Origin of the sequence: Algibacter lectus (genome assembly GCF_004368925.1) — a bacterium.
GTDB classification, from domain to species: Bacteria; Bacteroidota; Bacteroidia; order Flavobacteriales; family Flavobacteriaceae; genus Algibacter; species Algibacter lectus.
The window spans coordinates 1,391,102-1,418,086 of record NZ_SORL01000007.1 but is presented as its reverse complement, the minus strand read 5'-3'; the positions used below and the strand labels follow the sequence as shown (position 1 = coordinate 1,418,086).

The 26,985-nt window shown below is 32.4% G+C and carries 28 protein-coding genes; 19 read left to right on the top strand and 9 right to left on the bottom strand.

All coding sequences use genetic code 11. The features are described from left to right. Positions 1-3 precede the first annotated feature (3 nt). From recN to DFQ06_RS06500, 7 genes are all read left to right on the top strand, one after another. The gene (recN, locus tag DFQ06_RS06530; RefSeq protein WP_133966751.1) at positions 4-1,656 is read left to right on the top strand and encodes a DNA repair protein RecN; all 1,653 of its coding nucleotides are present in this window, start codon (positions 4-6) and stop codon (positions 1,654-1,656) included. Between the two features lie 167 nt (positions 1,657-1,823). Further along, a complete protein-coding gene (locus tag DFQ06_RS06525; protein ID WP_042502818.1) occupies positions 1,824-2,645 on the top strand; it encodes an enoyl-ACP reductase FabI in 822 nt (273 codons plus the stop codon). Between the two features lie 65 nt (positions 2,646-2,710). Beyond that, positions 2,711-3,718 carry a glycosyltransferase family 2 protein gene (locus DFQ06_RS06520; protein ID WP_133966749.1) on the top strand — a complete coding sequence of 336 codons (1,008 nt, stop codon included), beginning with the start codon at positions 2,711-2,713 and terminating at the stop codon, positions 3,716-3,718. Continuing rightward, positions 3,715-4,671 carry a CdaR family protein gene (locus DFQ06_RS06515; protein ID WP_162857666.1) on the top strand — a complete coding sequence of 319 codons (957 nt, stop codon included), beginning with the start codon at positions 3,715-3,717 and terminating at the stop codon, positions 4,669-4,671. Before DFQ06_RS06520 ends, DFQ06_RS06515 begins: the two co-directional genes overlap by 4 nt. Continuing rightward, complete coding sequence (gene coaE, locus DFQ06_RS06510) at positions 4,668-5,261, top strand: dephospho-CoA kinase (protein WP_042502814.1); 594 nt, start codon at positions 4,668-4,670, stop codon at positions 5,259-5,261. The genes DFQ06_RS06515 and coaE overlap by 4 nt, the downstream gene beginning before the upstream one ends. Before the next feature lie 106 nt (positions 5,262-5,367). Then, entirely contained in the window at positions 5,368-6,897 is a 1,530-nt protein-coding gene (locus DFQ06_RS06505; protein ID WP_083415833.1) for a sensor histidine kinase, read from the top strand. A gap of 3 nt (positions 6,898-6,900) precedes the next feature. After that, positions 6,901-7,605, top strand: coding sequence for a response regulator transcription factor (locus DFQ06_RS06500; RefSeq protein WP_042502810.1), 705 nt, complete (start codon positions 6,901-6,903; stop codon positions 7,603-7,605). A 222-nt stretch (positions 7,606-7,827) separates the two neighbouring features. Here DFQ06_RS06500 and DFQ06_RS06495 read toward each other — a convergent pair whose 3' ends face one another. The 6 genes from DFQ06_RS06495 to DFQ06_RS06470 all read right to left on the bottom strand — a co-directional run bounded on the left by DFQ06_RS06495 (position 7,828) and on the right by DFQ06_RS06470 (position 14,083). Further along, the gene (locus DFQ06_RS06495; protein WP_133966748.1) at positions 7,828-8,496 is read right to left on the bottom strand and encodes a hypothetical protein; all 669 of its coding nucleotides are present in this window, start codon (positions 8,494-8,496) and stop codon (positions 7,828-7,830) included. A gap of 235 nt (positions 8,497-8,731) precedes the next feature. Beyond that, positions 8,732-9,385, bottom strand: a complete 654-nt coding sequence (locus tag DFQ06_RS06490; protein ID WP_042502809.1) for an alpha/beta hydrolase — start codon at positions 9,383-9,385, stop codon at positions 8,732-8,734. Between the two features lie 82 nt (positions 9,386-9,467). Continuing rightward, positions 9,468-9,800, bottom strand: coding sequence for a hypothetical protein (locus tag DFQ06_RS06485; protein WP_042498314.1), 333 nt, complete (start codon positions 9,798-9,800; stop codon positions 9,468-9,470). Between the two features lie 5 nt (positions 9,801-9,805). Then, positions 9,806-11,062: a dihydroorotase gene (locus tag DFQ06_RS06480; protein WP_074939292.1), complete on the bottom strand. Its 1,257-nt coding sequence runs from the start codon at positions 11,060-11,062 to the stop codon at positions 9,806-9,808. Then, a complete protein-coding gene (locus tag DFQ06_RS06475) occupies positions 11,059-12,984 on the bottom strand; it encodes a BatA domain-containing protein (RefSeq protein WP_133966746.1) in 1,926 nt (641 codons plus the stop codon). The genes DFQ06_RS06480 and DFQ06_RS06475 overlap by 4 nt, the downstream gene beginning before the upstream one ends. A gap of 91 nt (positions 12,985-13,075) precedes the next feature. Beyond that, complete coding sequence (locus tag DFQ06_RS06470; protein ID WP_133966745.1) at positions 13,076-14,083, bottom strand: glycosyltransferase family 2 protein; 1,008 nt, start codon at positions 14,081-14,083, stop codon at positions 13,076-13,078. A 192-nt stretch (positions 14,084-14,275) separates the two neighbouring features. Between DFQ06_RS06470 and DFQ06_RS06465 the strand changes: the two genes are divergently transcribed. Next, a complete protein-coding gene (locus DFQ06_RS06465; protein ID WP_133966744.1) occupies positions 14,276-16,171 on the top strand; it encodes a M61 family metallopeptidase in 1,896 nt (631 codons plus the stop codon). A 385-nt stretch (positions 16,172-16,556) separates the two neighbouring features. Beyond that, on the top strand, positions 16,557-16,934 hold the full coding sequence (locus tag DFQ06_RS06460; protein WP_042498326.1) for a hypothetical protein: 378 nt from the start codon (positions 16,557-16,559) through the stop codon (positions 16,932-16,934). Positions 16,935-17,019: 85 nt separating this feature from the next. Here DFQ06_RS06460 and DFQ06_RS06455 read toward each other — a convergent pair whose 3' ends face one another. Together DFQ06_RS06455 and DFQ06_RS06450 are read right to left on the bottom strand one after the other, a co-directional pair. Further along, entirely contained in the window at positions 17,020-17,544 is a 525-nt protein-coding gene (locus tag DFQ06_RS06455) for a thioredoxin family protein (RefSeq protein ID WP_042498329.1), read from the bottom strand. A gap of 54 nt (positions 17,545-17,598) precedes the next feature. Continuing rightward, positions 17,599-18,063: a GNAT family N-acetyltransferase gene (locus DFQ06_RS06450; protein ID WP_133966742.1), complete on the bottom strand. Its 465-nt coding sequence runs from the start codon at positions 18,061-18,063 to the stop codon at positions 17,599-17,601. Positions 18,064-18,220: 157 nt separating this feature from the next. Here DFQ06_RS06450 and DFQ06_RS06445 point away from each other — a divergent pair, with 157 nt between their 5' ends. The 7 genes from DFQ06_RS06445 to DFQ06_RS06415 all read left to right on the top strand — a co-directional run bounded on the left by DFQ06_RS06445 (position 18,221) and on the right by DFQ06_RS06415 (position 23,311). Next, the gene (locus DFQ06_RS06445; RefSeq protein ID WP_074939302.1) at positions 18,221-19,105 is read left to right on the top strand and encodes a chromosome partitioning protein ParA; all 885 of its coding nucleotides are present in this window, start codon (positions 18,221-18,223) and stop codon (positions 19,103-19,105) included. Positions 19,106-19,261: 156 nt separating this feature from the next. Further along, the gene (locus tag DFQ06_RS06440) at positions 19,262-19,798 is read left to right on the top strand and encodes a hypothetical protein (RefSeq protein ID WP_042502794.1); all 537 of its coding nucleotides are present in this window, start codon (positions 19,262-19,264) and stop codon (positions 19,796-19,798) included. 243 nt (positions 19,799-20,041) lie between these two features. Then, complete coding sequence (gene pyrR / locus DFQ06_RS06435) at positions 20,042-20,581, top strand: bifunctional pyr operon transcriptional regulator/uracil phosphoribosyltransferase PyrR (RefSeq protein ID WP_042498335.1); 540 nt, start codon at positions 20,042-20,044, stop codon at positions 20,579-20,581. Positions 20,582-20,660: 79 nt separating this feature from the next. Continuing rightward, positions 20,661-21,590 (top strand): aspartate carbamoyltransferase catalytic subunit, encoded by a 930-nt coding sequence (locus DFQ06_RS06430; RefSeq protein WP_042502793.1) that lies wholly within the window; start codon positions 20,661-20,663, stop codon positions 21,588-21,590. A 2-nt stretch (positions 21,591-21,592) separates the two neighbouring features. After that, entirely contained in the window at positions 21,593-21,925 is a 333-nt protein-coding gene (locus tag DFQ06_RS06425) for a ribonuclease Z (RefSeq protein ID WP_133966741.1), read from the top strand. 1 nt (position 21,926) lies between these two features. Further along, positions 21,927-22,397: a DUF3291 domain-containing protein gene (locus tag DFQ06_RS06420; RefSeq protein WP_133966739.1), complete on the top strand. Its 471-nt coding sequence runs from the start codon at positions 21,927-21,929 to the stop codon at positions 22,395-22,397. 5 nt (positions 22,398-22,402) lie between these two features. Then, entirely contained in the window at positions 22,403-23,311 is a 909-nt protein-coding gene (locus DFQ06_RS06415) for a ribonuclease Z (protein ID WP_074939307.1), read from the top strand. Between the two features lie 18 nt (positions 23,312-23,329). Here the strand turns inward: DFQ06_RS06415 and DFQ06_RS06410 are convergent, their stop codons facing one another. Continuing rightward, entirely contained in the window at positions 23,330-23,746 is a 417-nt protein-coding gene (locus tag DFQ06_RS06410) for a hypothetical protein (RefSeq protein WP_042502787.1), read from the bottom strand. An 85-nt stretch (positions 23,747-23,831) separates the two neighbouring features. Here DFQ06_RS06410 and pdxH point away from each other — a divergent pair, with 85 nt between their 5' ends. The 3 genes from pdxH to DFQ06_RS06395 all read left to right on the top strand — a co-directional run bounded on the left by pdxH (position 23,832) and on the right by DFQ06_RS06395 (position 26,885). Continuing rightward, a complete protein-coding gene (gene pdxH, locus DFQ06_RS06405) occupies positions 23,832-24,479 on the top strand; it encodes a pyridoxamine 5'-phosphate oxidase (RefSeq protein ID WP_074939320.1) in 648 nt (215 codons plus the stop codon). 174 nt (positions 24,480-24,653) lie between these two features. Continuing rightward, positions 24,654-25,148, top strand: a complete 495-nt coding sequence (locus tag DFQ06_RS06400) for a CAP domain-containing protein (RefSeq protein ID WP_042498346.1) — start codon at positions 24,654-24,656, stop codon at positions 25,146-25,148. 501 nt (positions 25,149-25,649) lie between these two features. Beyond that, positions 25,650-26,885 (top strand): glycoside hydrolase family 88 protein, encoded by a 1,236-nt coding sequence (locus tag DFQ06_RS06395; protein WP_042504487.1) that lies wholly within the window; start codon positions 25,650-25,652, stop codon positions 26,883-26,885. Positions 26,886-26,985: the final 100 nt, after the last annotated feature.

The following is a 26,985-nucleotide window of genomic DNA, read 5'->3' as shown; positions in this document are numbered from 1 at the left end:
AAAATGCTAACATCGCTTTCTATAAAAAATTACGCATTAATCGATCATTTACAGGTTAATTTTAACGATGGTTTTTCTATAATTACAGGTGAAACTGGAGCTGGAAAATCTATTCTTCTTGGTGGTTTATCTTTAATTTTAGGAAAACGTGCCGATTTAAGTAATTTAAAAGATACTTCAAAAAAATGCATCATTGAAGCTGTTTTTAATGTTTCAAACTATAAATTGAAAGGCTTATTTGAAGCGGAAGATTTCGATTATGAAGAGCAAACTATTATCCGTCGAGAAATTTTGCCTTCAGGTAAATCACGAGCTTTTGTAAACGATTCTCCGGTGAATTTAAAAGGTTTACAGGTTTTGGGCGAACGGTTAATCGATATTCATTCTCAGCATCAAACCATGCAGTTAACCGATAATGGTTTTCAGTTTCAAATAATAGATGCTTTAGCTAATAACGATGCTATTTTACAAGATTATAAGGTTGAATTAAAAAGCTATAAAAAACTTCAGAAGGATTTAAAAGAACTTTTAACCTTTCAGGCGGAAGCCATTAAAGAGCACGATTACAACTCCTTTTTATTAAGTGAATTGGTAGAAGCTAATTTAGTTGATGGTGAAATGGAAACGCTAGAGGAGGAGTATGAGACTTTAAATAATATTGAAGGCATACAGGAAAAACTATCGGAAGCACATCAATTACTTTCAGAAGAAGAAATTGGAGTTTTAGGAAGTTTAACGAATTTGAAGAATGTATTTCAGAAGTTGTCAGGTATATCCTCTAAGTACGAAGATTTATTTAACCGCGTTAACAGTAGTCTTATTGAAATGGACGATGTTTTCAGTGAGGTAGATACTTTGCAAGAGGAATTAGATGCCGATCCGGCTAGGTTAGAAGTTGTAGATTCAAAACTTAAAGCCATTCATAATTTAATGCAAAAGCACGTTGCGGAAGATGTTGCAGAGCTTATTCAAATTAAAAATGCATTAGAAGAAAAGGTTTCCGCAACAGAGAGTTTAGATGAAAATATTCAGAAAAAAGAAAATGAAATCTTAACTAAAACCAAGCAAATTAATAAGATTTCAAAAGAAATAAATAAAACACGTGTTGCTGTAATTCCGCAGTTAAAAAAGGAATTAGAAACTATTTTAGCGAGCTTAGGGATGCCAAATGCTCAGTTTAAAATTGAAGCGACATTAAAAGATGCCTTTTTTGCAAATGGCCAAGACGAACTAACGTTTTTATTTTCTGCAAATAAAGGAGGTCAATTTAACGAGCTTAAAAAAGCTGCCTCTGGTGGAGAGTTATCACGAATTATGCTTGCTATTAAATCTGTTTTATCAAACTATATACAATTACCTACCATTATGTTTGATGAAATTGATACTGGAGTTTCTGGTGAGATTTCTAACAAAATGGGAGATATTATGCAGGACATGAGTAAAACCATGCAAGTGTTTTCTATTACACATTTACCGCAGGTTGCAGCTAAAGGACATTCGCATTTTAAAGTCTATAAGGAAGATGTAGACGATGTTACTCGTACCAATTTGGTGAAGTTAAATCACGATGAGCGTATTGTGGAAATAGCACAAATGTTGGGTGGAATAGAAATGTCGTCGTCAGCCATTGCACATGCTAAGGAATTACTGAATTAAAAAAACTAAAGCTTTTAAGTTTTAAAGTTTAAAGTTTAGTATTTTTGCGGCGTTAAATTAATCAATAAATTAAAAATACGGCCCGTATTATAGCCTTGTAAAGGGAGATAACAGCGAAACAAACCAGAACAAACGTTTTGTTGAACTAGGGAAATAAACCAATTAATATGTACAATTTACTAAAAGGAAAAAGAGGAATTATTTTTGGAGCATTAGATGAAAATTCAATTGCTTGGAAAACTGCAGAACGTGTTCATGAAGAAGGCGGAACTTTTGTTTTAACAAACGCGCCAGTTGCCATGAGAATGGGACAGATTAATGAATTGGCTGAAAAAACTGGTTCTCAAATTATTCCTGCTGATGCGACTTCGGAAGAAGATTTACAGAATTTAGTAGAGAAATCTATGGAAATTCTTGGAGGTAAAATTGATTTTGTTTTACACTCTATCGGAATGTCTATTAACGTACGTAAAGGAAAGCATTACACCGATCAGAATTATGCATGGACCCAAAAAGGAACAGATGTTTCTGCAATGTCTTTTCATAAAGTTATGCAAACGCTTTACAAAGCAGATGCTATGAACGAGTGGGGTTCTATTGTAGCTTTAACTTACATGGCTGCACAACGTGTGTTTCCTGATTATAACGATATGGCTGATAATAAAGCATATTTAGAGAGTGTAGCTCGTAGTTTTGGATATTTCTTCGGAAGAGATAAAAAAGTACGTGTAAACACTATTTCTCAATCGCCAACACCAACTACTGCAGGTAGTGGTGTAAAAGGTTTTGATGGTTTTATTGCTTACGCCGATAAAATGTCTCCACTTGGTAATGCTACAGCTTTAGATTGTGCAAACTATACTGTTTCTATGTTTAGTGATTTAACTAAGCGTGTAACACTACAAAACTTATTCCATGATGGTGGTTTTAGTAATATGGGTGTTAGTGACGAAGTTATGAGTGCATTTGTTGCTGCAGAAGAAAAATAGAAAATAAAGATTATATATTATGAAAGCCACCTGTAAAAGGGTGGCTTTTTTGTTACTTTTGTGTTATGCAGTTAGAGTTTTCATTCATAATTCCGGTTTATAATCGACCAGACGAAACCCAAGAACTTTTAGAGAGTTTTGTGGGGTTAAAAACGGATACAAATTTTGAAATTGTTATCGTTGAAGATGGTTCTACTTTATCATCAAAATCAATAGTAGATGCTTTTAAAAATAAGTTAGATATTTCTTATTATTTCAAAGAAAATTCAGGACCAGGAGATTCTAGAAACTATGGAATGCAAAGAGCTAAGGGGAATTACTTTATTATTTTAGATTCTGATTGTATTTTACCACAACAATATTTATCTGAAGTTGAAAAAGGGTTAGAAGCTAATTATGTGGATTGTTTTGGAGGGCCAGATGCGGCACACCAATCGTTTACTAATTTACAGAAAGCTATTAATTTTTCAATGACTTCTTTTATCACTACAGGCGGTATCAGAGGGAATAAAAAAAGTGTGGATACCTTTCAGCCGCGAAGTTTTAATATGGGGTTATCAAAAGTAGCTTTTCTTGCTTCTTCTGGTTTTGGACGTATACATCCTGGTGAAGATCCCGATTTATCTATTCGTTTATGGAATTTAGGTTTTAAAACTACTTTAATTCCTGAAGCTTTTGTGTATCATAAACGCCGCATTTCTTGGAGTAATTTTTATAAACAGGTTAATAAATTTGGAATGGTAAGGCCTATTTTAAATAGCTGGCACCCTTCAACTAAAAAAATAACATATTGGTTTCCTACGTTGTTTTGCTTAGGCTTTGTGTTTGCTGTTTTATTGTTTCTTATTAATATTAATCTTGGCTTAATAGCTTATTCGTTGTATTTCGGAGTTGCCTTTTTATTGGCTTTAGTTTCAACTAAAAACGTTGTGGTTTCAATTTTGGCAATACCAGCAATAATTATCCAGTTTTTTGGTTATGGTTATGGGTTTTTAAAATCAACAATAGCTGTATCCGTTTTAAATAAGGATCCTGAAAATCACTTTCCTAAATTATTCTTTAAATCGAAATGATAAAAAAATTAAAGTCTCATTTATTATCTTCTATAAAAAGTAAAAAAATCAATATTTTTCTACTCTTTCTGGTGTCGGCTTTTATTATCTTGATTTTTAATAAACTATCTAAAGAATATACTAATACTCTCGTGTTTAATATTGAGATGGAGCATGTGCCTCAAGAACATGTTATTTTGAATGATAGCACTAATTTTTTGGCCATTACCTTAAAAACTCATGGTTTTAAATGGTTGAATTATTATATGAGTACACCTAAGGTTAAAATTGATTTTGCTAAAGATGTTTATAGAAAAGATTCGGCTTATGTTTGGCATAAATCGATTAAATACTTAGCAAATACGCAATTTGAAAGTCATGTGGAATTATTAAATATTTTACCAGATACACTTTACTTTAAGTATGGTGTTAATTTGGTGAAAAAAGTACCTGTTAAACTCAAATCGGATGTTAGTTTCTCGTTAGGATATGATGTTGCTGGAGACTATAAATTACAACCCGATTCGGTAACTGTAATAGGGCCAGATGTTTTGGTATCAAAATTAAAATTTATTGAAACTAAGCCAGTAACTTTAATAGATGTAAAAACGGATATTACTAAGAATTTAGAATTGGACCTTCCTAATATGGCCGATTTAAAATTTTCGAGTAAAACATCTGTTTTAAAGGCTACAGTTGAAAAGTTTACAGAAGGAAAATTAAAAATTCCTGTTAATATTATAAATACGCCAGATTCTTTAAGAATAAAATATTTTCCAAAGGAAATTAACGTATCTTATTACGTAAGTTTAAAAAATTTTAATAGCGTTACAGTAAAGGATTTTAAAGTGGTTTGCGATTATAGCAAAGTAACAAAAGGCTCTACGTTAACACCAGAATTAGTTAAAATGCCAGAACAGGTTAAAAACGCAAGAATAAATCAGCAATTAATAGAATTTATTATAACAAAATGATTGTAGTAGGGCTTACAGGTGGTATTGGTAGTGGGAAAACAACGGTAGCAAAAATGTTTAAGGCATTAGATGTGCCTGTATATATTGCCGATGTTGAAGCGAAAAAATTGATGAGTAAGTCTAAAATTATTAAACGCAAACTTATTGAGTTGTTTGGGGAACAAGCTTATTTGGATAACAGTTTAAATAAGCCATTTATAGCCAGTATAATTTTTAACGATAAAAATATGCTAAACCAAATGAATGCTATAATCCACCCAAGAGTAGCTAGGCATTTTGAAAAGTGGACAGCCAAACAAAAGTCAGAATATGTTATAAAAGAAGTTGCTATTTTATTTGAAAATGGAAGCGATAAACTTTGCGATTACATTATTGCGGTAACGGCTCCTGAAGCAACTAAAATAGAGCGTGTTTTGGAACGTGATAATACTTCAGAAGAAAAGGTAAAAGCGATTATGGATAATCAATGGAGCGATGCCGAAAAAGTAAAGCTTTCGCATTTTGTTATCGAAAATATTGACCTCGAAAAAACTAAAAAACAAGTAGCTTCTGTACACGCTCAGATTCTTAAAAAAATACAGAAATCATAGAATTTTAACATTTTTGTTAATGTAAGGTTAAAAGCTATTTTAGTAAATGTTAAAATGTTAATTTTGAATAATGAGCAAACGTATAATTTTCGTTTTAATATTGTTAATGAGTTTATCTTTGATAGGGATAATTTCTATTCAAGCTTACTATATTAACAATTCTGTAAAGAACGAAAAAGAGCGTTTTAGGAGTAGTGTAAAAACGGCACTTTACTATGTTTCTAACACTATTGAAACTAAGGAAGAGGCAGAGTATGTTTACAAACTTCAGAATTTGGTTTTGCAAGGTGTATCAGTAGATACGGCTGCTATTAGAAACTTAAATATTATTCAAGAAGACTCCGATTCAAAAGAAATTGTAGTTTACAGCAGTGGTATTTTAGAAGAAAATTATAAGTTAAGTTCACCACTTTTTGATATGGGTTTAGATACTATAAATGTGAAACGCATTTATAATGAACGCCAAACAAGAGTGTATAGTAATAAGGAATCGGATTTAGACATAAGTTCTAATGATAAATTATTGGTTTTAGAGAAGATGTCTACAACCGATAAAATTTTATTTGAAGACCTTTATAAGGATATTGCACAAAGACGACCAATTCATCAAAGAGTTTCGAGAGAAACGATTGAAGAAATGCTAGCTCGAAAGTTAAAAGAAGATTCGATTAACATTAATTTCGAGTTCGCCATTTATAGTAACGATTTGGCAACAAAAATTCAGAGTGACTCCTTTGATTATGATAAGGCTTCAACTTATTCTGTGCCTATTTTTTCTAATATGAATACGGGAAGTCCGTATAAATTATTGGTAAACTTTCCGGAAGATGGTAAGTTTATTTTATCGACTATTATTGGCATGATTTTGCTGTCTATCGTATTTACGTTAATCATTATTATGGCGTATACAGGAGCGCTTTATCAGTTAATGAAACAACGTAAAATTTCGGAAATAAAAACCGATTTTATCAATAATATGACGCATGAGTTTAAAACGCCCATTGCGACTATAAATTTAGCCCTGGATTCTATTAAGAATCCCAAAATTATTGGAGATCGTGAAAAGGTAATTCGTTATCTAAACATGATTAAAGAAGAGAATAAACGTATGCATGCCCAAGTTGAAAATGTGTTACGTATTTCTAAATTAGAGAAAAATGAGCTAAATATTAGTAAAGAACGTGTTGATTTTCATGAGTTAATAGAAGATGCTATTACACATGTGGAATTGATTGTGGAAGACAGACAAGGCTATATACATACGCACTTGGATGCAGAAAGCACATCGGTTTTAGCAAATGAAACGCACTTTACAAATGTGGTGGTAAATATTTTGGATAATGCTATTAAATATTCGCCAGAAGCCCCAAAAATTGATGTGTATACAGAAAATGTTGGGACTAATATTATATTGAAAATTAAAGACCAAGGTAGCGGAATGAGTAAAGCTGCCGTAAAACGTGTGTTCGAGAAATTTTATAGAGAGCATACTGGAAATATACATAATGTTAAAGGCCATGGACTTGGTTTAGCATACGTGAAGCGCATAGTAGATGACCATCAAGGTTATATAACAGTAGAAAGTGAAAAAGACAAAGGAAGTACTTTTACAGTAAGGCTTCCGTTAATATCGTAAATTATGGAAGAGCATAAAAAAAGAATTTTATTAGTAGAAGATGATCCAAATTTTGGAACCGTACTTAAGGATTATTTAATGATGAATGATTATGACGTAACGCATGCCAAAAATGGTATGGAAGGTTTTGAAAAATTCAAAAAGGATGATTTCGATTTATGTATTTTAGACGTTATGATGCCGTATAAAGATGGCTTTACTTTAGCTAAAGAAATACGTGAAAAAAACACTGATGTGCCTATTGTTTTCCTAACGGCTAAAACCATGAAAGAAGATGTACTTAAAGGTTACAAAGTAGGAGCAGACGATTATTTAAACAAACCGTTTGATAGTGAGGTGTTACTAATGAAGATAAAAGCTATTATTCAAAGAAAAGCAACGGAAACAGTTTCTGATAGTAAGCAATTTGAATTTAAAATTGGTGGCTTCGATTTAAATTCTAAACTTCGTTTTTTAAGCTTTAATGGTGCAGAGCCTGTAAAATTATCGCCAAAAGAAAATGAGTTGTTACGTTTATTAGCACTACATGAAAATGATTTAATGCCTCGTGAATTAGCACTGACCAAAATATGGAGAGACGATAATTATTTCACGTCTAGAAGTATGGATGTTTATATTGCAAAGCTGCGTAAGTATTTAAAATTAGATCCGAAAGTAGAAATACTTAATATACATGGTGAAGGATTTAGATTAGTTGTAAATAGCTAACATTTCAACATAAATAAAATTTAAAAACCTGTCAGTTTATATGAACTGACAGGTTTTTTTATGATATATTTATTCGGGAATTGATGCCTATACTATTTAGTTTTACATGAAGTTAAAAATGAAACACCCTCACTAAAAATTATATTTAGTGAGGGTGTTTTGAAATTATTTAAACTTAGAAAACAGATTTAATCTAATACCTTATAACCTTTACTTGATGCTTTATAACTTAGGTACCGTTACAGTTTTACAACTAAATTGTTCTTCTGGGCAAGCATCGGTAATTAGGCCATAACAAACCTCGTATGTTCCTGGATCTAGGGATATAAAAAAGTTTCCTTGATCAAAACCATCTCCCCAAGCTGTATTTTTATATTCCCCATCTAAATAATATTTTAAATCATAACCAGCTTTAATACTGGTGCCATCTATTACATCAAAATTGGGTTGTATTTGGTAGTATCCTTCAGAAAATAAAGAGATATTAAAATCAGGAATAAAGCAATCGGCGACTTCTATAGTTTCACAGCTAGTTCGTGTTTCTGTACAGTCGTTTGTGGTTAACTCAAAACAAACTTCATGGGTTCCAGGCTCTAAAGTTGTTCTAAATTCACCATCATCCCAAGCAGCACCTAAGGCTTGATATTTATATTCGCCATCTACAAAAAACTTTAAATTATAAGCTTCTTTAATTTCGGTTCCATTTAGTATTTCAAATTCAGGAGAAAACACATAAGATGTTCCAGAGGTGTGTGCTGTAGTGAAAGTAGGCTTAAAACAATCTTCTGATGTGTCATCATCATCTTCACAAGAAGTAACGGTTATACAAGTTAGTATAAGTATAAAGATGGTGCTTTTAAACAATGAAAAGAAACGTGATTTAAATTTCATAACAATTAAGGTTAAGGAGTTAAGTGTTTGCTTTTTTCTTTTTACATGATGTACAAATGTACTTTTTATTGTGTAAAGTTTTTTCTTTCAAATTAGAGCAAATCAAGCATTATTATATATACTTCAATAATTTAAAAACAAAGCAATAAATTAACAATTACACTATCGGTTTTAGGGAAACAAAAAACACTTCAAAGTGAAGTGTTTTTTGTTTTTAGAGAGTTGTGGAACTTTTTTAAATACGAGCAGATAACCATTCTTTTAATTCGTAGAAGTTTTGCGGAGCAACACCGTGCCCAACAGGAAATTCAGAATATTTATGTTTTATGTTTAATTTACTTAAATAAGGCGCGTTTTGTCTTGCCCAATCTACAGGGATAACCTGATCTACACTACCGTGAGAGCAGTAGAAATCTAAATGCGCATAATCTTCTTTTTGAATAGGTTTCGGGAAAATATCTGGATTTACATAGCCACTTAAAGCCACAATGTTTTTTATTTTTTCAGGATAAGTTAAGGCTACAGCATAACTTAAAATACAACCTTGGCTAAAACCTAAAAGTGACACACTATCTTTATTTACTGGGTAGGTTTCAATAGCTTCACCTATAAATTTAGCAATTAAATCTCGAGATAAAATAGCTTGTTCATTATCACTCCATTTTCCTTTTTCAGCATCAAAATTAATAGCATACCAAGCATTTCCATGCGGTTGCATTGGGTAAGGTGCTTTTACTGAAATAATAAAAAGTTCTTTTGGTAATTCATTTGCAAACGAAAACAAATCGTTTTCATCACTGCCATATCCATGTAATAGAATTAATAATGGAGCATTTTCTGTTAAAGATGATTTACGAATTATATGTTCTAAAGATAGATCTCTATTCATTTGTGTATGGGTTTAAACATCAAGAAGTTTCTTGCTGTTTTTAATAGTTACATTTATTTTTAAAATTTAAAAACTCTTGTTTTTATTTGCCAAGGTTAGCAAACATTCTTTGATACAAAGCGCCGACTAAAGGTATAGGTTGGGCTTTTTTACCAACAGCGTTTCCAAATCCAAAAACGAAAAGTACAGCAAAAAATATGTAGAATCCCATAGATACTAACCAACTATCAAAACTACCAACAATATAACCTAATGCAAAAAAGGTTAACCAAAGGCCTAAGGCTTGCCTGATGTGGAAGGTGGCAAATTCACTCTTTTTTTCGTTGTTTAAATAGAATGCTATTATGGTTCCAAATATGGTTAAATAGCTAATTATAGCGTTTTTACGCCCTATTTCAATATCTTGTACTGTCATTTAAATTATGAGTTTATAGAAACTTTATTGTTAGAAATAATACCGTAAACTTTACCTTTTAAAGCTTCACCCTCAAAAATGGCGTTTTTAGATTTCGATATGATGTCATTTTTAGAAAATGTGTATTTTGTATCCGGATTAAATAATGATAAATCTGCTTTGTTGCCAATATTTATCGGTGTGTTTTCTAATCCAAATCTAGATTTTCCTTTGGTTAAAAGATCAATAGTTTTCTTAATAGTGAATATGGATTGAAGTGCTCCAAAGGCCGATTCTAAACCAATAGTACCGTTTTTAGCATGGTCGAATTCAATTTTTTTATGTTCCACATCAATAGGGTTGTGGTCACTGGTTACCATATCGATGGTGCCATCTTTAATACCTTCAATTAAGGCATCAATATCACTTTGTATGCGTAAGGGAGGTAATACTTTAAAATGCGTGTTAAAATCGCTTAATGTTGCATCAGAGAAATATAAGTTATGTATAGCAACGCTACAAGTAATATTTAGTTTTTTCTGTTTGGCTTCGCGTACTAATTCTACTGATTTGGCAGTAGAAATTGTTGGAATATGTAATTTTCCACCGGTGTATTCTAGCAAAAATATATCGCGTGCAATTTGTAATTCTTCTGCCATAGCAGGAATACCTTTTAAACCAAGGGTAGTACTTGTAATGTTTTCATTCATTACACCATGACCTGCAATTTTATTTTCCTGAGGAAAAGCACAAATTAATCCATCAAAATTACTGGCGTATTGCAAAGCAATTTTCATGAGGTTAGGATTAGAAATTGGCTTTTTGTAATCGTAAAAAGCTACAGCTCCGGCAGATTTCATATCGTATAATTCGGCTAAATCTTCTCCTTTACTTCCAACGGTTAAAGCGCCTATAGGTAATAAACTTACGGCATGGTTTTGCGCTTTTGCATTTACAAATGTAATATTAGAGTTAGAGTCTATTACCGGGTTGCTATTCGCATTCATTGCTACTGCTGTAAAACCAGATGCAGCGGCAGTTTTTAACCCATTTTCTATGGTATCACGTTCTTCAAAACCAGGTTCTCCAAAACTCACGCTACTATCAAACCAACCTTGAGAAATGTGTAAATTATCAAGTTGAATTTCTTGGTATTTGTTGGTGTTTTTAATGGATTTAGCAATGGAAGTAATCACGCCATTTTCAATTAATATATCCTGAGTACTGTTATGAAACTCGCTTTTAGAATCTATTATCGTGGCCGATTTTATAAGTATGTTCATTTAAAATATTTTAATATGCACATTTCAGTAAGTAAAAACGCTAGTGCAAAAATAACAAACCATTTCCATAGCGCATTAATTTTTGAGTCACTTTTTATGGTATCGAAAACTTGGGCAACAGAGTTGTTCAGGTTTATGTTTTCTGTGGTAGATAAGTTGGAGTAAAGTAGGTTGCTTTCCGTTCTATCGTAATTATAACTTACGTTTTTAATAACGTCCGTTTTGTTTGTTATACTGTAAATATTCGCGGTATTGGGTGTTTCGGAAGTTTTAATGAGCACTTTGTTATTAAAAAGTTGCTGTTCCGGGATCATGTTTTCCGTTTGGTTACTCAGCGTTAATACGGCATCTTGTTGCAATTGCGTATTGACTTCAAAGCTATTGTTTTTCCCGATGGTATAATATAGATCAGGGATTTTAAAACTATACTTCCCAATATTGTAAAGCGTAGGTACAATTAGCGGCGAATTTTTAAAGTTGGAATGTTCTTTATTCAAGGCCGAAGTAAATACAAAAGTGTTTTTATTCTGAAACAAAAAAGGAGCGCCATCTTCATATTTAAGAATTGACGACAGACTTGCTGAATTTATATTATAAAATCCGTTAACTTTTGGATATTGAAAATTACTAACCTGTTTCTCAAACACCCCATTGTTAAATAAAGGATGAGAGTAATTGATAGTCGTAATGCGTTTTTCGGTTTTATTGAAGTGTATAAAAGTAGATTGAAAACTTTGTAGCAAATTGTTGTAAGTGTCTATAGTAATATTGCTAGAAGGTATAACAACAAGCGAACCACCTTGGCTAGTAAATTGTTTTAGCGCAGCAATTAAAGCATTTGGTATAGTGTTTATTTCATTTAAAACAACCAGGTTTTGTGCTTCTAAAATGTTATAGTTTAACTGGTTTAAAGCAAATGATGTGTAGTTAAACTCACTAACCGTATAAATACGTTTTAAAAAATCATCATTGGCTTCGTTTATCGCTAATACATTAACTTTTTCGGTGTTATTAATATTGAAAAACAAGCTGTTATCAAACTGTAAACTCGCATCATCTATGCTTATTTTACCGTTTATTATTTTATTTGTTGGTAGTGTAAAGGTCGTGCTCGCTTCTTTATCTATACTTACCGATGTTTTTGCAATTAAAGTGTCGTTATTAAAAAGTGAAACGGGTAGATTCTCCAAAGGTTTTCCCGTGTTTTTCAATAGAACACTTAATTGAATTTCAGAGGCTGTTTTGCTTGAAATAAAAGCACTATCAATAGCTATGTTTTCGTTGTTTACAGGTTGGAGTTGAACAAAATAATTTGTTTTCAAAGAATCTTTATCAATTGAAAAACCTTGATTGCTATCCTGAAAATCTGAGATGTAAATTAAGTTTTTTAAGCTACTTTTTTGGTTGCTAAAAAAGGTGTTACTTTTTAAATAGGCCGCTTGAGACGTTAGTGGAGTAGCGGCATACCCCAGTTGTAATAAATCGTTTTTAATACTTTTAATAGTTACGTTTTTATAGACGTTGTTATTGGTTAAAAGTGTTATGTTTTCGTTTTCAGGAACATGCGCTATAATATCTTGTATGGCTCTTTTTAAAAGCTCGCCTTTGTTACCTTTAGCTTGCATGCTAAACGAATTATCTAAATAAATTACCGTTTCCTTTTTCGATTTAAAAGCGTTAGTTTTTGATGTAAAAGGCTGAGCAAAGGCTAATACAAGGCAGGCTAATAATAATAAGCGCGTGCAGAGAATAAGCCATTTTTTAATTTGCGAACTTTTTCGAGCTTGTAGTTTTGCTTCTTTTAAAAAAGCAACGTTGGTAAAATCTACTTTTTCAAATTTACGTAATTGAAATAAGTGAACAATTATAGGGATAAGCAGTAATAATAAGGCGTAAAGAAGTTCGGGGTGTTTAAACTGCATGTTTTTTTATAATTACACAAATATAGAGAATGAAAAAAATAATGCCATCAATTCACGAATATTTTTCTAATAATAGACTCAAAAAATACAATTAACAGAAAAAGACATAATCTTCAATTGGTTTTAAGTTAAGTCCTTTCATATATTCTAAAATATCTTTCTGTTCGGTTTTATTTGCTACAGTAATAATGCTTTGTGCGTGGCCAGTTTCAGCTAAATAATTAAAGGGTTTAAGAATTACGCCATAGATATCGCGACCAATTTTGTTAGGGTTATCGCAAATCCATTCAAAAGGTATCTTTTTTTTAATCAATTTTTTAGCAATGGTTTTTCCTTTTTTTCCGGCTCCCCAAATCACTAAGGTTTTTTCGGGATTGTAATCGAGTTCTAGAAAATATTTCAGCTTAATATCAATAAAATGATTTTCAGCATAATGGATATGTGTGCGCGAAGTACGGGTATTATAATCGCGCCAATTGTGCAAAACTTCATTACAAGGTATACACTTAAAGCCATGTTTGTAAAACCGAAAAGCTAAGTCGTAATCTTCAGGATATAAGTTTGGGTCAAAGGCATCGCAGGCAATAAAATCGCTGCGGTAAACCATCCAGCAAGGCGATGGAATAACACATTCTTTATAAATTTCAGAAAAATTAATTCCTTTTTCAGTTAAACCATTCAACCAAACTTCATAGCTTTTATAGCCATCTTTTATGCCATCTTCAGCAAAATAATTAACTAATCCAACGGCAACATGTTGCGTGCCGTGTGTTATTAAGTTATGTGCTAAAACCTTAATTTTGTTGGGTAGCATAATATCATCGCTATCCATGCGGGTAATAAGTTCGCCACTACTTTTAGAAAATGCGAGTTGCAATGCATCAATAATTCCGTTTCCTATATTCTTATAAAGTTGTATTCTTGCATCTTTAAGCGCGAAAGAGTTTACAATATCAAAACTATCGTCAGTAGAACCGTCGTCTATAATAAGTAATTCCCAGTTGGAATAACTTTGATTTATAATAGATGTTAGGCACGGTTTTAAATACGCTCCGGTGTTTTTAAACGGAATGAGAATACTGACTAATGGTTTTTGCATGTTGCGAATTTAACAAAACCTTAGGAGAATAATATGTAACAGAATGGTAATTTCGATGTCAATTATTTATATCTAAGTAGTCTGCATGAATCTGCTAAAAATTCTATGCGTTTAGTTAAAATAGAGTGATTATAAATCGAGGTTGTGCCAGACCAAATTCATGCACAGCCGTAATTAAATTAAAAGTAAAATATGAATACCAAGTTCCTTTCCGCATCTGTCATGATGGGGCTTTTATTAGCAAGTTGTAATTCAACAAAAAACGCAAAAAACGATTTAGCTGTAAGTACACCAATAGAAACATCTATTAATTTAGATAACGTTACCGATGATAAAGCTCCTGTAGTTATCAATCCAGGGCGTTTTACAGTATCTAGCGTAACTTATAGATTACCAAGAGTGGTACAAGGAACGTATTCTGTTAGCGATTTTGGTAAGTATGTAGACGATTTTAAAGCCATTAACTACAAAGGTGAAAGTATGCCAGTAGTAAATGTAGACGAAAACACATGGACGATTGCCAATGCAAAGGAACTAGATAAAATAACTTATTTAGTAAATGATACTTTCGATATTGAAACCAAAGGAGGTATTGGTGGCGAAGAGCCATTTTCCCCATCGGGAACTAATATTGAGCCAGAAAACTATGTGCTTAACTTACATGGTTTTATTGGGTATTTCGATACTTTAAAAAACAACCAATATAAATTAGATGTTACAGGTTCAGCCGATTTTGTTCGTACATCAGCATTACAAACTGTAAATTCTAAAACTAGTGAAGACGGTAAAAGTGTAACTACAAGTTATTTTGCAACCCGTTATTTCGATATTACCGATAACCCAATGATGTATGGTAAACTCGATGTAGAAGAGTTTATGGTTGGCGATATTAAAATTGTATTAAGCGTTTACTCGCCAAACAACGTGCATTCTGCAGCTTCTCTAAAAGATGTTGTTTTTAAAATGATGCAAGCTCAAAAAGTATTTTTAGGCGATATTAACTCAACACCTCGATACGATATTTATTTGTATTTGTCTGAAGGGACAGAAGAGTCTCCAAAAGGTTTTGGCGCACTAGAGCACCATACATCTACGGTAGTAGTTTTACCAGAAGATATGGACGAAGCTACGCTAGCTAGCAGCATGACAGATGTAGTATCTCATGAGTTTTTCCATATTGTAACGCCATTAAGCGTGCACTCAGAAGATGTTCACTATTTCGATTACAACAACCCAACATTCTCTAAGCATTTATGGATGTACGAAGGTGTAACCGAGTACTTTGCAACCCTTTTTCAGGTAAGTGAAGATTTAGTGTCAGAAGATGAGTTTTTTAATAAAATCATGGAAAAAGTACAAGAATCTCAAAACATGAACGATGCTATGAGCTTTACCATAATGAGTGAAAATGTACTAAAAGCACCTTACAAAGATCAATATACAAACGTGTACCAAAAAGGAGCCTTAATAGGTATGTGTATTGATATTATGCTACGCGAAGAAAGTAACGGTCAACGTGGTATTTTATCTTTAATGAAAGAACTATCTAATAAATACGGAAAAAACAAACCGTTTGAAGATGATAAACTTATTGACGAAATTGTAGCCATGACGTATCCGTCACTACGCGATTTTTTCGATAACCATGTTATTGGCGATATTCCAATTAACTACAACCAATTTTTAGGTAAAGTAGGTTTAGAAATTACCGAAGGTAAAGTAGAAACAGGCTACGTACACAATGCAGGAACCTTATTATTTGGAGCAAATCCAGAAAAAGGAGAAGTTTTCTTTACGGAAGAAGTATCTAAAAACAGCTTCTGGAACGAGCAAGGTGTGCAACCAAACGATGTTTTAAAAGCCGTATCTGGCGAGCCGTTTACAATGCAAAATGCAAACGATTTGTTACAAAAAATGTTTGCTTGGACTCCAGGAACCGATATAAACGTAACCCTAAACCGCGAAGGAAAAGATATTGAAATCAATACCAAAACCACAAAATCGTACACTATGGGTAACGGAGTATTCGAAAAGAAAGATGTTACCGAAGCTCAAAAAACATTACGCGAAGCTTGGTTAAAAGGCTAAACGTAATTACATAAAAAAATTAAATTAAAACGATTGATGAACTGTAAAGTTTATCAATCGTTTTTTTTTATGGCGTTACCCGAAAAGGGTCGGGCTTTCCGCTGTATCTTTTTACAAAGGTTTGGAGTGTTCTGTTTGTAATAGCACTTCAATTAAAACTTGTTTCATCCTTAGTTTATAGGCTTAGCCAATTTGTAAAAAGGATGCCGCATCAATCCCTAACGCGGGTCTGTTTATGGAGAATGTGCTAAAACCTAAACATAAGTTTCATTTTGTAATAAATTTAAGTTTTAGAATTATTTACTTAAAATAGAAGACCAAAAACACACCTGTATAATTGTATTAAAAACTATGGCTTTATAGAGGCATTTTCTATCTTTGCAGCATGAGTGAATTTAAAGATTTTTTTGAAAGATTACAACAAAGTGTAATCGATGATGAGTTTGTAAAACTAACCTTAAGCAGACCTTTAAGAAAAAGCGAAGGCTTAGTAAATGTATATATGCGTTTGTTTGTAGTTGAGGGAAAAACAATCTTTCAATTTAAATACCGCCACACAGAAGAGGAGGTGTACAAGCAATTTTCTTTGCCCGAGGCTATTGCCGAAATAGAAGAATTACTAACCAATTCGTTTAGAGGCGGAACCTTGTTTACCTTAAAGGAAGATTTATTACTTGTTGTTTCTAAAAAGAAAAAGGTATCGTACAGAGAGAATGCGCCAAGTTTTAAAAATAAATTACCAGATGTACCATTAGAATCATAAATAACTGTGGTGTTTACTAGTTTATACAAAACAAAAAAGCTCAAGACCGAAATCTTGAGCTTTTTTTGTTTTTATAATATGTAATCTAACTTTTTAGTACAAACTGCTTTTTAATACTCGCAATATCTTCTTCTGTTATTTTTTTAGCCGATTTCTTTATTTTTTCAATAAAAACATCTGCTTCTTCTTTAGTTCCTGGAGCGCCTAAATTCTGGCCTTTAGCATTGTAAGCATTTGTAATTACATTTAAATCGGCATCTAGAATTACCCAAAAGGGTAAACCTGCTTTTTCGCCGTTATATTTTTTTAGTAAATCGTTAGATCCCGGATTCTCTAAATGTTCCTTTCCTTTAGATTCTTTTACAACAACAGGCACCGTAACATAGTTTGCTTCAAAAAAGGCTTTAGTTTCATCGGCTTTCATGTCTTTCGTCATTTTTTTGCACCAACCACACCAAGAAGCTTCAAACTTTATAAATATAGCTTTGCCTTCTTTTTTAGCTTCGGTCTGCGCTTTATCTAATAAGCTAGAGGTGCTTTCTTGAGCCAAAATAGAGTTGTTAAAAGCAAGTAAACTGGTAACAAAAAGGATTAAAATTTTAATTTTCATGAATAAGTTTTTAAGGTATTATCAAATGTAAAAAAATAATTAGAGTTACTTCTATTAAAAGGCTAATTCCATTTTAATATCGGCGCGTTCGTAATGGTTGTTTTCTTCCAAAGGGATTTCAACAAAACCATACTTTTTATAGACGTAAATGGCGTTTTCTAATTTCCGGTTAGAATAAATAATAAGTTTAGGGATCTGTTTGGTTTTAGCAAAGTGAATAACATTATGCATAAGTTTTTGCCCAATTTTAAATCCGCGATGAGTCGGAGAAACTGCCATTTTGGTTAATTCAAAATTATTAGTGCCTTCCATTTTCATTAAAGCTACGGTGCCAACAATATCATTATTCAATTTTGCGAAAAATATATGGCCACCTTGGTCTATAATATGGGTTTCACAATTTTTAAGTATCATTTCATCGTAAGGTTCTACATAAAAAAGCGATTTTAACCACTCTATATTTAGGTTATAAAAATCTGTTGTGTATTTTTGCTCGAAAGGTATTATTTCTACCGTCATAATTGTTTGTTAGTTCTTTTTAAAAAAGAGAAAACTAAATTACGTTATATTTATTTTTAACAAGGGTATTCGATCCAAAATAATAAGTGGTGCGTATATAGAACAAATGTCGACAGTACATTTAGTATTAAAACTAAAATTTAAATTTATAAAATATATGGAAAATTCTAACAACAGTACAGGGCTAAAAGTGGCTTTAGGGATTGCATTGGTTTTATTTTTGGCAACTGGTTTTTACGCCATGAACCTTAATAAGAAAAGTAACGAGGTAGAGCAGGAGTTAACCGAACAAAAACGTTTGGTAATGAACGATCTTAACACAATGGCTAAACAATATGATGAGGCAATTAGTGAAAATCAAATTTCGAACAAAAATTTAATTGATGCTCGAGGTAGAATTCAAGGATTAATAGATTCTTTACAAATTTCTGAAACTAACGTAAAAAGTTTGTGGAGATACAAACAAAAATACGCATCGTTACAAAAAGAAATGGATGTGTTATTAGCACAAAATGATTCTTTACGTGTAGAGAACTCGTATTTAGCAACATCTTTAGATAGCACAAGAGTGCGTTTAGAAGAGCGTACTATTTTTACAGATTCTTTATTGATACAAAATACGGCATTAGCCGAAGTAGTTAACAATGCCTCTGTTTTAGGTGCTGTAGGTTTAAAAGGTTTTGGCGTTATAGAGCGTGCTTCTGGAAAATTAATTCCAACAGAACGTGCTAGCCGTACAGATAAAATTAGAGTTTGCTTTACGGTTCCTAAAAATGCGTTAGTACAAAGTGGAGATCAAGAATTGTATGTACAAGTTGTAGACCCATTAAACCGTACGTTAGGCTTAAACGAGCAAGTACAGTTCGATGAAACTATTGTAAACTATAGTATGATTAGTAAATTTAACTATGAAAACATAAGTCTTAATGTGTGCGAGTTTGTTGCATCTGAAGGGAAAGAGAAGTTTGAAAAAGGACGTTACGTGGTTAATGTTTATAACGATAAAGATTTAGTATCAAGCTCTGAGTTTAGGCTTAAATAGACTCATTAATTAACACTTAATAGCTGAAACTCAAGTTTTTTAAACTTGAGTTTTTTTTATTTAAAAAACGACTGTTTTTGCGTTTAAACCGATTTATTGGTCGTTTTATCTTATATTTGAAAACTTAAATTAAAAATAAACCCCAAAAAATAACCTATGAAAACTATTAAATTAATTGTAAGCGCATTTCTATTAACCTTAATTGTTGGTTGCGATGCGCTAGATGAATTAACCAAATTTGAAATTAATTACACCGAATCTGTTGTTATACAATCGACCACTGTGGTAGATGTACCTTTTTTCATGGAAACACCAGAAGTTACTACAAACTCGGAATCTACTTTTGAGAATAACAATACCAAGAAAGATTTAATAGAGTCTATTAATCTTACTGATATGGAATTGAAGTTGATCTCACCAGAAGAAGGCAATTTTAATTTTTTGAATTCTATTAATATTTATATTTCTGCGGAAGATGAAGAGGAAATGTTAATTGCTTGGATGGAAGAGGTACCGGAAAATGCAGAAAAGAGTATCATGCTAGAAACGACTAGCGAAGATTTGAAGGTGTATATTAAAAGTGATGCTTATACACTTAGAGTAGAAGCTGTAACAGATGAGTTAATTTCTGAAGACCATAATATTGATGTGAATTCTACATTTTATGTAGATGCTAAAATATTTGGATTATAATATTATTACAAGTAGTTGTGTTGGTTTAAATGGCACTTTGCTTTATAGAACTACCGCTGCGAGCTATGCGCAAGGGATAGCAGTGTAAAGCCCACAGTAAGCCCGATGAGAATCTGGCTTACGAGGACTTGCAACGTATAGCCCGACCCGATAGGGGTGCGCCCAAAATAAAGTTATTGACTAGGGTTTCTACTTATCTTTTTTTGCATTACCTTTGTTTACCAAATACGTTTGGAACACCATATGAGTCAAAAAGTTTTACTTAACGCTAAAGCCATAAATATCATTCTTCACAGATTGGCTTGCCAGCTTATTGAACGACATCACGATTTTTCGAATACCGTTTTAATTGGTTTGCAACCACGTGGTGTGTTTTTAGCGAGCCGATTGGCCAAAATTTTAACCGAAGATTATAAAATTAAAGATATTAAATTAGGGCAATTGGATATTACCTTTTATCGTGACGATTTTAGACGTAGCGATAAACCGTTGGAAGCCAATGCTACTAAAATTAATTTTTTGGTTGAAGAAAAAAATGTCGTTTTTGTGGACGATGTGTTATACACTGGGCGAAGTATTCGTTCGGCTTTAACGGCTATACAATCTTTTGGGCGACCGAAAGAAATTGAACTTTTAACACTTATTGATAGACGTTTTAGTAGACATTTACCGATACAGCCCGATTACCGTGGCCGCCAGGTAGATGTAATTAACAACGAAAAAGTGAAAGTAAACTGGACGGAGCAAGATGGTGAAGACGCGGTTTATTTAATTGAAAAATAGTTTTTTAGTTTTAAAAGAAGCTAGGTAATATACAATTTGAACAACTGGCAACTATTGGGGCCAACTGAATATTAAAATCATGAGCGAATTAAGTGTAAACCACTTATTAGGTATTAAATACCTGAACAAACAGGATATTCAACTTATTTTTGAAACGGCCGATCATTTTAAAGAGGTTATAAACCGACCGATTAAAAAGGTGCCTTCGCTACGTGATATTACCATTGCCAATTTATTTTTTGAAAACTCTACAAGAACAAAATTATCGTTCGAGTTGGCAGAGAAACGTTTGTCTGCCGATGTGTTAAATTTTTCTTCAGCACAATCGTCTGTTAAAAAAGGGGAAACTTTAATTGATACGGTAAACAATATTTTATCCATGAAAGTGGATATGGTTGTAATGCGGCATCCAAACCCTGGTGCTGGTGTGTTTTTATCTAAGCATGTAAACGCAAGTATTATTAATGCTGGAGATGGCGCGCATGAACACCCTACGCAAGCCTTGTTAGATTCGTATTCTATTAGAGAAAAATTAGGCGGTGTTAAAGGGAAAAAAGTGGTTATTGTTGGCGATATTCTGCATAGTAGAGTAGCACTGTCTAACATATTTGCATTGCAATTACAAGGTGCTGAGGTTATGGTTTGCGGACCAAAAACTTTATTGCCAAAATATATTGATAAATTAGGGGTAAAGGTAGAAACCGATTTAAGGAAAGCTTTAAATTGGTGTGATGTTGCTAATATGCTACGTGTACAAAACGAACGTATGGATATTAGTTATTTTCCATCAACACGAGAATATACGCAACAATTTGGAGTTACAAAAGATTTGCTAAATTCGCTAGATAAAGAAATTACCATTATGCATCCCGGACCAATAAACCGTGGCGTAGAGATTACGAGCGATGTTGCCGATTCTGATCAGGCTATAATTCTAGATCAGGTGCAGAATGGGGTTGCCGTACGTATGGCGGTAATTTATTTATTGGCATCTAAAATAAAACAATAGTTATGATTATTGATCAAAAAGAAAATACATCTATTATTACTCAAGAGAAAGCTACGAGTATAGAATTGATAAAAAAAATACAGGCCTTATATCCTAAGTTTAAAAACAATAATATTATTGTTGCTTTAACATCTTTAGAGGCTATAAGTACGGATGAGGTTGCAGAGTTTTTACAAATTTCTAAAACACATCGTGCTTCTAAGCATTCTTTCGTTATTGTATCTAGTAAAATAGATTTAGACGAAGCTCCAGAAGATTTAGCTATTGTACCTACCTTACAAGAAGCTCACGACCTTATTGAAATGGAGGTTATGGAACGCGACTTAGGTTTGTAAAATGAGTAAATTCTATTTAGCCCAAGTAAATATTGCCAAATGTTTGGCGCCACTTAGCGATCCCATTATGCAAGGTTTTATAAATAATGTGGATAAAATGAATGCCATTGCTGATAGTAGTGAGGGGTTTGTTTGGCGTTTAAAAGATGAGGATAAAGATGCTGCTGTTTTAGTTTTTAAAGATGATACTTTAATTATTAACATATCGGTTTGGGAAAGCAGAGAAGCCCTTTTTAATTACACTTACAACTCCGACCATATTGAAGTTTTTAAGCGTAAAAAAGAATGGTTTAGCAAAATTAAAATGATGCATCTCGCGTTTTGGTACGTGCCAGAAGGCTATATGCCAACGTTTCAGGATGCTAAAGATAGATTAGATTATTTAAATGCACACGGCGAAACGCCTTATGCTTTTTCTTTTAAAAGCAAGTTTACGGCAGCCGATGCCTTGCAATATAAAACTTTAAATTAAAATTTATGAAGCTCACTATTTTAGGCTGTTACAGCGCAACTCCAAGAGCTTTAACCAATACTACATCTCAGGTTTTAGAAATTAATAACCATATGTTTCTAATAGATTGTGGTGAGGGTACACAGGTACATTTACGTAAACATAAAATTAAATTCAATAGAATTAAGCACGTGTTTATTTCACATTTGCATGGCGATCACTTTTTTGGGTTAGTAGGTTTAATTTCAACCTTTAGATTATTGAAAAGAGAAGCTGATTTGCATGTTTATGGTCCAAAAGGCATCAAAGAAATTGTAACACTACAAATGAAATTGGCCGATTCTTGGACAAATTACAACTTGTATTTCCATGAGTTATCTTCCAAAGAATCTCAATTAGTTTACCAAGACGATGTGGTTGAGGTACACACCATTCCGTTAGAACATCGTATATACACTAACGGCTATTTATTTAAAGAAAAAGAAGGTGAACGTAAATTAAATGTAGATTTAGCAGAAGAAGCTAATATAAATGTAGCTTACTACAGAAAGTTAAAACAAGGTTTTGATGTTGAGAACGAAGATGGCGTTTTAATAAGAAATGAAAGCGTTACAAGTGATGCTGAAAAACCTAAAAGTTACGCCTTTTGCAGTGATACCGTCTATAAGGAAGATATTGTACCCATTATAAAAGATGTAGATGTATTATACCATGAATCGACATTTTTAGAAAAACATGCACATTTAGGACCAAAAACTAAACATTCCACAGCTAAAGAAGCTGCTAGCATTGCTAAGCAAGCCAATGTGGGCACTTTAGTGTTGGGGCATTTTTCTACACGCTATGGTGGTTTGGATGGCTTTAAAACGGAAGCCGAGGAGGTTTTTGATAATGTAAAGCTAAGTGGAGATGGTAAGGTGTTCGATTTTAGTTAAGAGAGGTTATTTTTAAGGCTATACTTTTAGCTTTTTAAATTTTTGTAGCCAAGTAATACCTTCTTCTAAGGATAAGCAGCGTTTTAATTTTTTTTGTGAAAAGTATTTTTCTAGGGTAGCTACTTTATAGCTAGAGTTTTGGTAAATTATTATTGCACTTGCAATCATAAAGTTATATTCGCTATGAGCTCTTACCCAATTATTTGGATCTACGGAATAATTGTTAATTCTGTTGGAGATAAAACCAATTTTACAATCTTCACCATAAAATTCTAAAATTTTATTAATCATCATGGAGCATTTATCCCAATCAAAATGTACGCCTTCATTCAATTCGGAAATTACAATATTGTTGCAGAAATAGTATGTTCCGAAGGGAAGTTCTATTTCCTTATGTGTCATGCTATTAAAGTATTTTGTTTTTTTAAATTGCATATTTCCAAATTTAACTCTTTAAAAATATGAAAATTCTCACACAATAAAAATTTAAAGAATCTTTTTTTTTCGTTAATTTGTATCTATGGAAAAGGACTTAAGTAACTACAGAAAATCTTACGATAAAGGTGAATTGCTTTTAGAAGAAGTACCAGAAAATCCGTTAGAATTATTTCAAAAATGGTTTCACGAGGTAGATTTACACTTTGCTGAAGATGAAACAAATGCGATGACGGTTTCAACTTTAGGCTTAGATGGTTTTCCAAAAAACAGAGTGGTACTTTTAAAGCGCTACACTTACGAAGGATTTATTTTTTATACTAATTATGAGAGTGAAAAAGGAAAAGCTATAGCAGCGAACCCTAATGTTTGCTTATCATTTTTTTGGCATGGTGCAGAACGACAAATTATTATAAAAGGACGAGCAGAAAAAATTGCTGAGAATATGAGTGATGGTTATTTTGAGTCACGACCTGTTGGTAGTCAGTTGGGTGCATTAGTTTCTAACCAAAGTGAGGTGATTCCAAATCGTGCTTATCTTGAGACTAAACTTTCGGAATTAGAAAAAGAATATGAGGCTAAACCTATTTTAAGACCAAAATATTGGGGAGGCTATATTGTAAAGCCGGTAGAAATCGAGTTTTGGCAAGGTCGTCCTAATAGATTACATGATAGAATTAGATATCAACTTCAGGAAGATTACAGTTGGTTAATAAACCGTTTATCTTCATAAAATAACGTTGAAATACATTTTCTAGTTTGAAAAACATGTATTTCAGCGATTAAAAGCAAATAAAATCGATGAAGTACACGTTGTTTGTCGATTTTAACATTTCTTTAACACTTTCTTTTAAGTAGGCGAATATCTTTGTTAAACCCAAAGCAATAATTCAAAAAATTCCTACTTATGAAATCACTTCTAAAATTTCCGTTAATAGCTCTCATAGCTATGTTTTCTTTTTCTTGTTCCACAGAAAGTATGGATGATAGTGGAGAACAAATCCAAATCGAAGAAACTACTATTCAAGCCAAAAGTATTGAGGTAGAAACTTTAGAATTAATTAACGATTATAGGGTATCTCAAGGTTTAAATGCTTTAGGTGATATGAATATTGTAAAGTCTGTAGCTTATAGCCATACAGATTACATGTTAGAAAATAATGAAATCTCTCACGATAACTTTTTTAAGAGAAGTGAGTATTTAAAATCTCATACGGGAGCTGCAAGAGTTTCAGAAAATGTAGCATATGGTTATAGCTCTGCTCAAACTTTAGTGAAAGCTTGGTTAGCAAGTGAAGGACACCGTAAAAATATTGAAGGTGATTTTACAAACTTTGATATCTCGGCAGAACAAAATGCAGAAGGTAGATGGTATTACACTAATATCTTTATTAAAAAATAAAGTAACTACGTTACTAGAGCATACCTATTTATTTACTAATTAATAGCCATAATGAGTTAAACAGGTAAGTTAATAACAATTTGAAGTGTTGTTATCTAGTTTAAAGTATAAAAATCCTCTGATGAAAATCAGAGGATTTTTTTGTATATAAAATTCAAACTATGCCTATTAAAATTGAATATGTCTTCATGAATTTACAGCTCTAAAACCTTCCAGTCTATTCATTTTATTTTTTTTAATTGCGACTTAACAAGGGGTGCTAAAAAATAATAGTTTTTTTAATGAGTATTTAAAAATTTGTAGGCTTTACGGCACTTTCGGTCAAAATATGACTATAATTTATACTAATTGCGCTATAATTTATGATGTTAAATCTTAATTCTTACTAATATTGAATTCAATAAGAGAGCGATTTGTAATTATGAATTTATACTCATAATTCAATTGCTCAAACCTAAGAAATAGAATAAGAAAAGATTATAGATATTAAATATGAGGCATATGAAATTACAAATTTTAGGCGCATTTTTTGTAACACTCCTAATGGTAAACTGTGGTAAAAAGAAAAGTGAAGTTGCAGTAGAAGCAAGTTTTGATGTTGATGCACAATTAGCGTATTGCGTTGAGCAAACTTCTAAGGCTTTAAAACTAGTACCAGCCGAAGGAAATATACCTAGAAATATAGCTCCAGACAGCAAAGAATGGCGTTATGTAGATTATAAAGATTGGACTAGCGGATTTTGGCCAGGTGAACTTTGGTATTTATATGAGTTTAATAATGAAAAAGAATGGGAAGTATCTGCCGATAAATTTACAGAATATCTTAGACCATTGTCTGTAACACCTGCTTTAGATCACGATTTAGGTTTTCAGGTCTACAATAGTTTTGGAAATGGTTACCGCTTAACTAAAAATCCAGATTATAAAGATGTTATTTTAAAAACAGCCGATACTTTAGCTACATTATTTAATCCTAATGTTGGTACTATTTTATCTTGGCCTAGAGATGTGCCAAACATGGAATGGCCACAGCATAACACTATTATGGACAACATGATCAATTTAGAGTTGTTGTTTTGGGCATCTAAAAATGGGGATAATAAAGCATTGTATGATATGGCTGTTAGCCATGCCGATGTTACTATGGAAAATCATTTTAGACCGGATTATACATCATACCACGTTGTTGTATATGATAAAGATACAGGAGAGAAAATTAAAGGTGTAACACACCAAGGGTATAGTGATAGTAGTATGTGGGCACGTGGACAATCGTGGGCTATTTATGGTTATACCATGGTTTATAGAGAAACTAAAGATCCAAAATATTTAGATTTTGCACAAAAAGTAACTCAGGTATATTTAGATCGTTTACCAGAAGATTTAATACCGTATTGGGACTTTGATGCTCCAGATATTCCAAACACCACTAGAGACGCTTCTGCGGCTGCTGTAGTAGCTTCTGCGTTGCTAGAACTATCAACACTTACTAAAGATGAAAATTTAGCTAAAGAATATAGAAACAAAGGTGAAGGTATGTTAGTAGAACTTTCTAAAAATTACCAAAGTAAAGATATAAATACCGCATGTTTATTGCATTCTACAGGTCATGCACCGGCAGGGTCAGAGATCGATTATTCAATTGTTTATGCCGATTACTATTACGTTGAAGCCTTATTAAGACTTAAAAAACTAAACGAAGGTATTCCTGTTTTAGCAGCTTTGCACAAAATATAAATTACAAAAGAGGTTATTATTTTATAAGAAATGATAACCTCTTTTGTATTTCTTCAATTATTCTCTTGAAACAAAAGGCTTTTCTTTTTTCATTATTGAA

Bases quoted from the DNA above. Each gene is read 5' to 3' on its own strand.
- recN (WP_133966751.1), top strand. From the start codon at position 4: ATGCTAACATCGCTTTCTATAAAAAATTACGCATTAATCGATCATTTA.
- DFQ06_RS06525 (WP_042502818.1), top strand. From the start codon at position 1,824: ATGTACAATTTACTAAAAGGAAAAAGAGGAATTATTTTTGGAGCATTA.
- DFQ06_RS06520 (WP_133966749.1), top strand. From the start codon at position 2,711: ATGCAGTTAGAGTTTTCATTCATAATTCCGGTTTATAATCGACCAGAC.
- DFQ06_RS06515 (WP_162857666.1), top strand. From the start codon at position 3,715: ATGATAAAAAAATTAAAGTCTCATTTATTATCTTCTATAAAAAGTAAA.
- coaE (WP_042502814.1), top strand. From the start codon at position 4,668: ATGATTGTAGTAGGGCTTACAGGTGGTATTGGTAGTGGGAAAACAACG.
- DFQ06_RS06505 (WP_083415833.1), top strand. From the start codon at position 5,368: ATGAGTTTATCTTTGATAGGGATAATTTCTATTCAAGCTTACTATATT.
- DFQ06_RS06500 (WP_042502810.1), top strand. From the start codon at position 6,901: ATGGAAGAGCATAAAAAAAGAATTTTATTAGTAGAAGATGATCCAAAT.
- DFQ06_RS06495 (WP_133966748.1), bottom strand. From the start codon at position 8,496: ATGAAATTTAAATCACGTTTCTTTTCATTGTTTAAAAGCACCATCTTT.
- DFQ06_RS06490 (WP_042502809.1), bottom strand. From the start codon at position 9,385: ATGAATAGAGATCTATCTTTAGAACATATAATTCGTAAATCATCTTTA.
- DFQ06_RS06485 (WP_042498314.1), bottom strand. From the start codon at position 9,800: ATGACAGTACAAGATATTGAAATAGGGCGTAAAAACGCTATAATTAGC.
- DFQ06_RS06480 (WP_074939292.1), bottom strand. From the start codon at position 11,062: ATGAACATACTTATAAAATCGGCCACGATAATAGATTCTAAAAGCGAG.
- DFQ06_RS06475 (WP_133966746.1), bottom strand. From the start codon at position 12,984: ATGCAGTTTAAACACCCCGAACTTCTTTACGCCTTATTATTACTGCTT.
- DFQ06_RS06470 (WP_133966745.1), bottom strand. From the start codon at position 14,083: ATGCAAAAACCATTAGTCAGTATTCTCATTCCGTTTAAAAACACCGGA.
- DFQ06_RS06465 (WP_133966744.1), top strand. From the start codon at position 14,276: ATGAATACCAAGTTCCTTTCCGCATCTGTCATGATGGGGCTTTTATTA.
- DFQ06_RS06460 (WP_042498326.1), top strand. From the start codon at position 16,557: ATGAGTGAATTTAAAGATTTTTTTGAAAGATTACAACAAAGTGTAATC.
- DFQ06_RS06455 (WP_042498329.1), bottom strand. From the start codon at position 17,544: ATGAAAATTAAAATTTTAATCCTTTTTGTTACCAGTTTACTTGCTTTT.
- DFQ06_RS06450 (WP_133966742.1), bottom strand. From the start codon at position 18,063: ATGACGGTAGAAATAATACCTTTCGAGCAAAAATACACAACAGATTTT.
- DFQ06_RS06445 (WP_074939302.1), top strand. From the start codon at position 18,221: ATGGAAAATTCTAACAACAGTACAGGGCTAAAAGTGGCTTTAGGGATT.
- DFQ06_RS06440 (WP_042502794.1), top strand. From the start codon at position 19,262: ATGAAAACTATTAAATTAATTGTAAGCGCATTTCTATTAACCTTAATT.
- pyrR (WP_042498335.1), top strand. From the start codon at position 20,042: ATGAGTCAAAAAGTTTTACTTAACGCTAAAGCCATAAATATCATTCTT.
- DFQ06_RS06430 (WP_042502793.1), top strand. From the start codon at position 20,661: ATGAGCGAATTAAGTGTAAACCACTTATTAGGTATTAAATACCTGAAC.
- DFQ06_RS06425 (WP_133966741.1), top strand. From the start codon at position 21,593: ATGATTATTGATCAAAAAGAAAATACATCTATTATTACTCAAGAGAAA.
- DFQ06_RS06420 (WP_133966739.1), top strand. From the start codon at position 21,927: ATGAGTAAATTCTATTTAGCCCAAGTAAATATTGCCAAATGTTTGGCG.
- DFQ06_RS06415 (WP_074939307.1), top strand. From the start codon at position 22,403: ATGAAGCTCACTATTTTAGGCTGTTACAGCGCAACTCCAAGAGCTTTA.
- DFQ06_RS06410 (WP_042502787.1), bottom strand. From the start codon at position 23,746: ATGCAATTTAAAAAAACAAAATACTTTAATAGCATGACACATAAGGAA.
- pdxH (WP_074939320.1), top strand. From the start codon at position 23,832: ATGGAAAAGGACTTAAGTAACTACAGAAAATCTTACGATAAAGGTGAA.
- DFQ06_RS06400 (WP_042498346.1), top strand. From the start codon at position 24,654: ATGAAATCACTTCTAAAATTTCCGTTAATAGCTCTCATAGCTATGTTT.
- DFQ06_RS06395 (WP_042504487.1), top strand. From the start codon at position 25,650: ATGAAATTACAAATTTTAGGCGCATTTTTTGTAACACTCCTAATGGTA.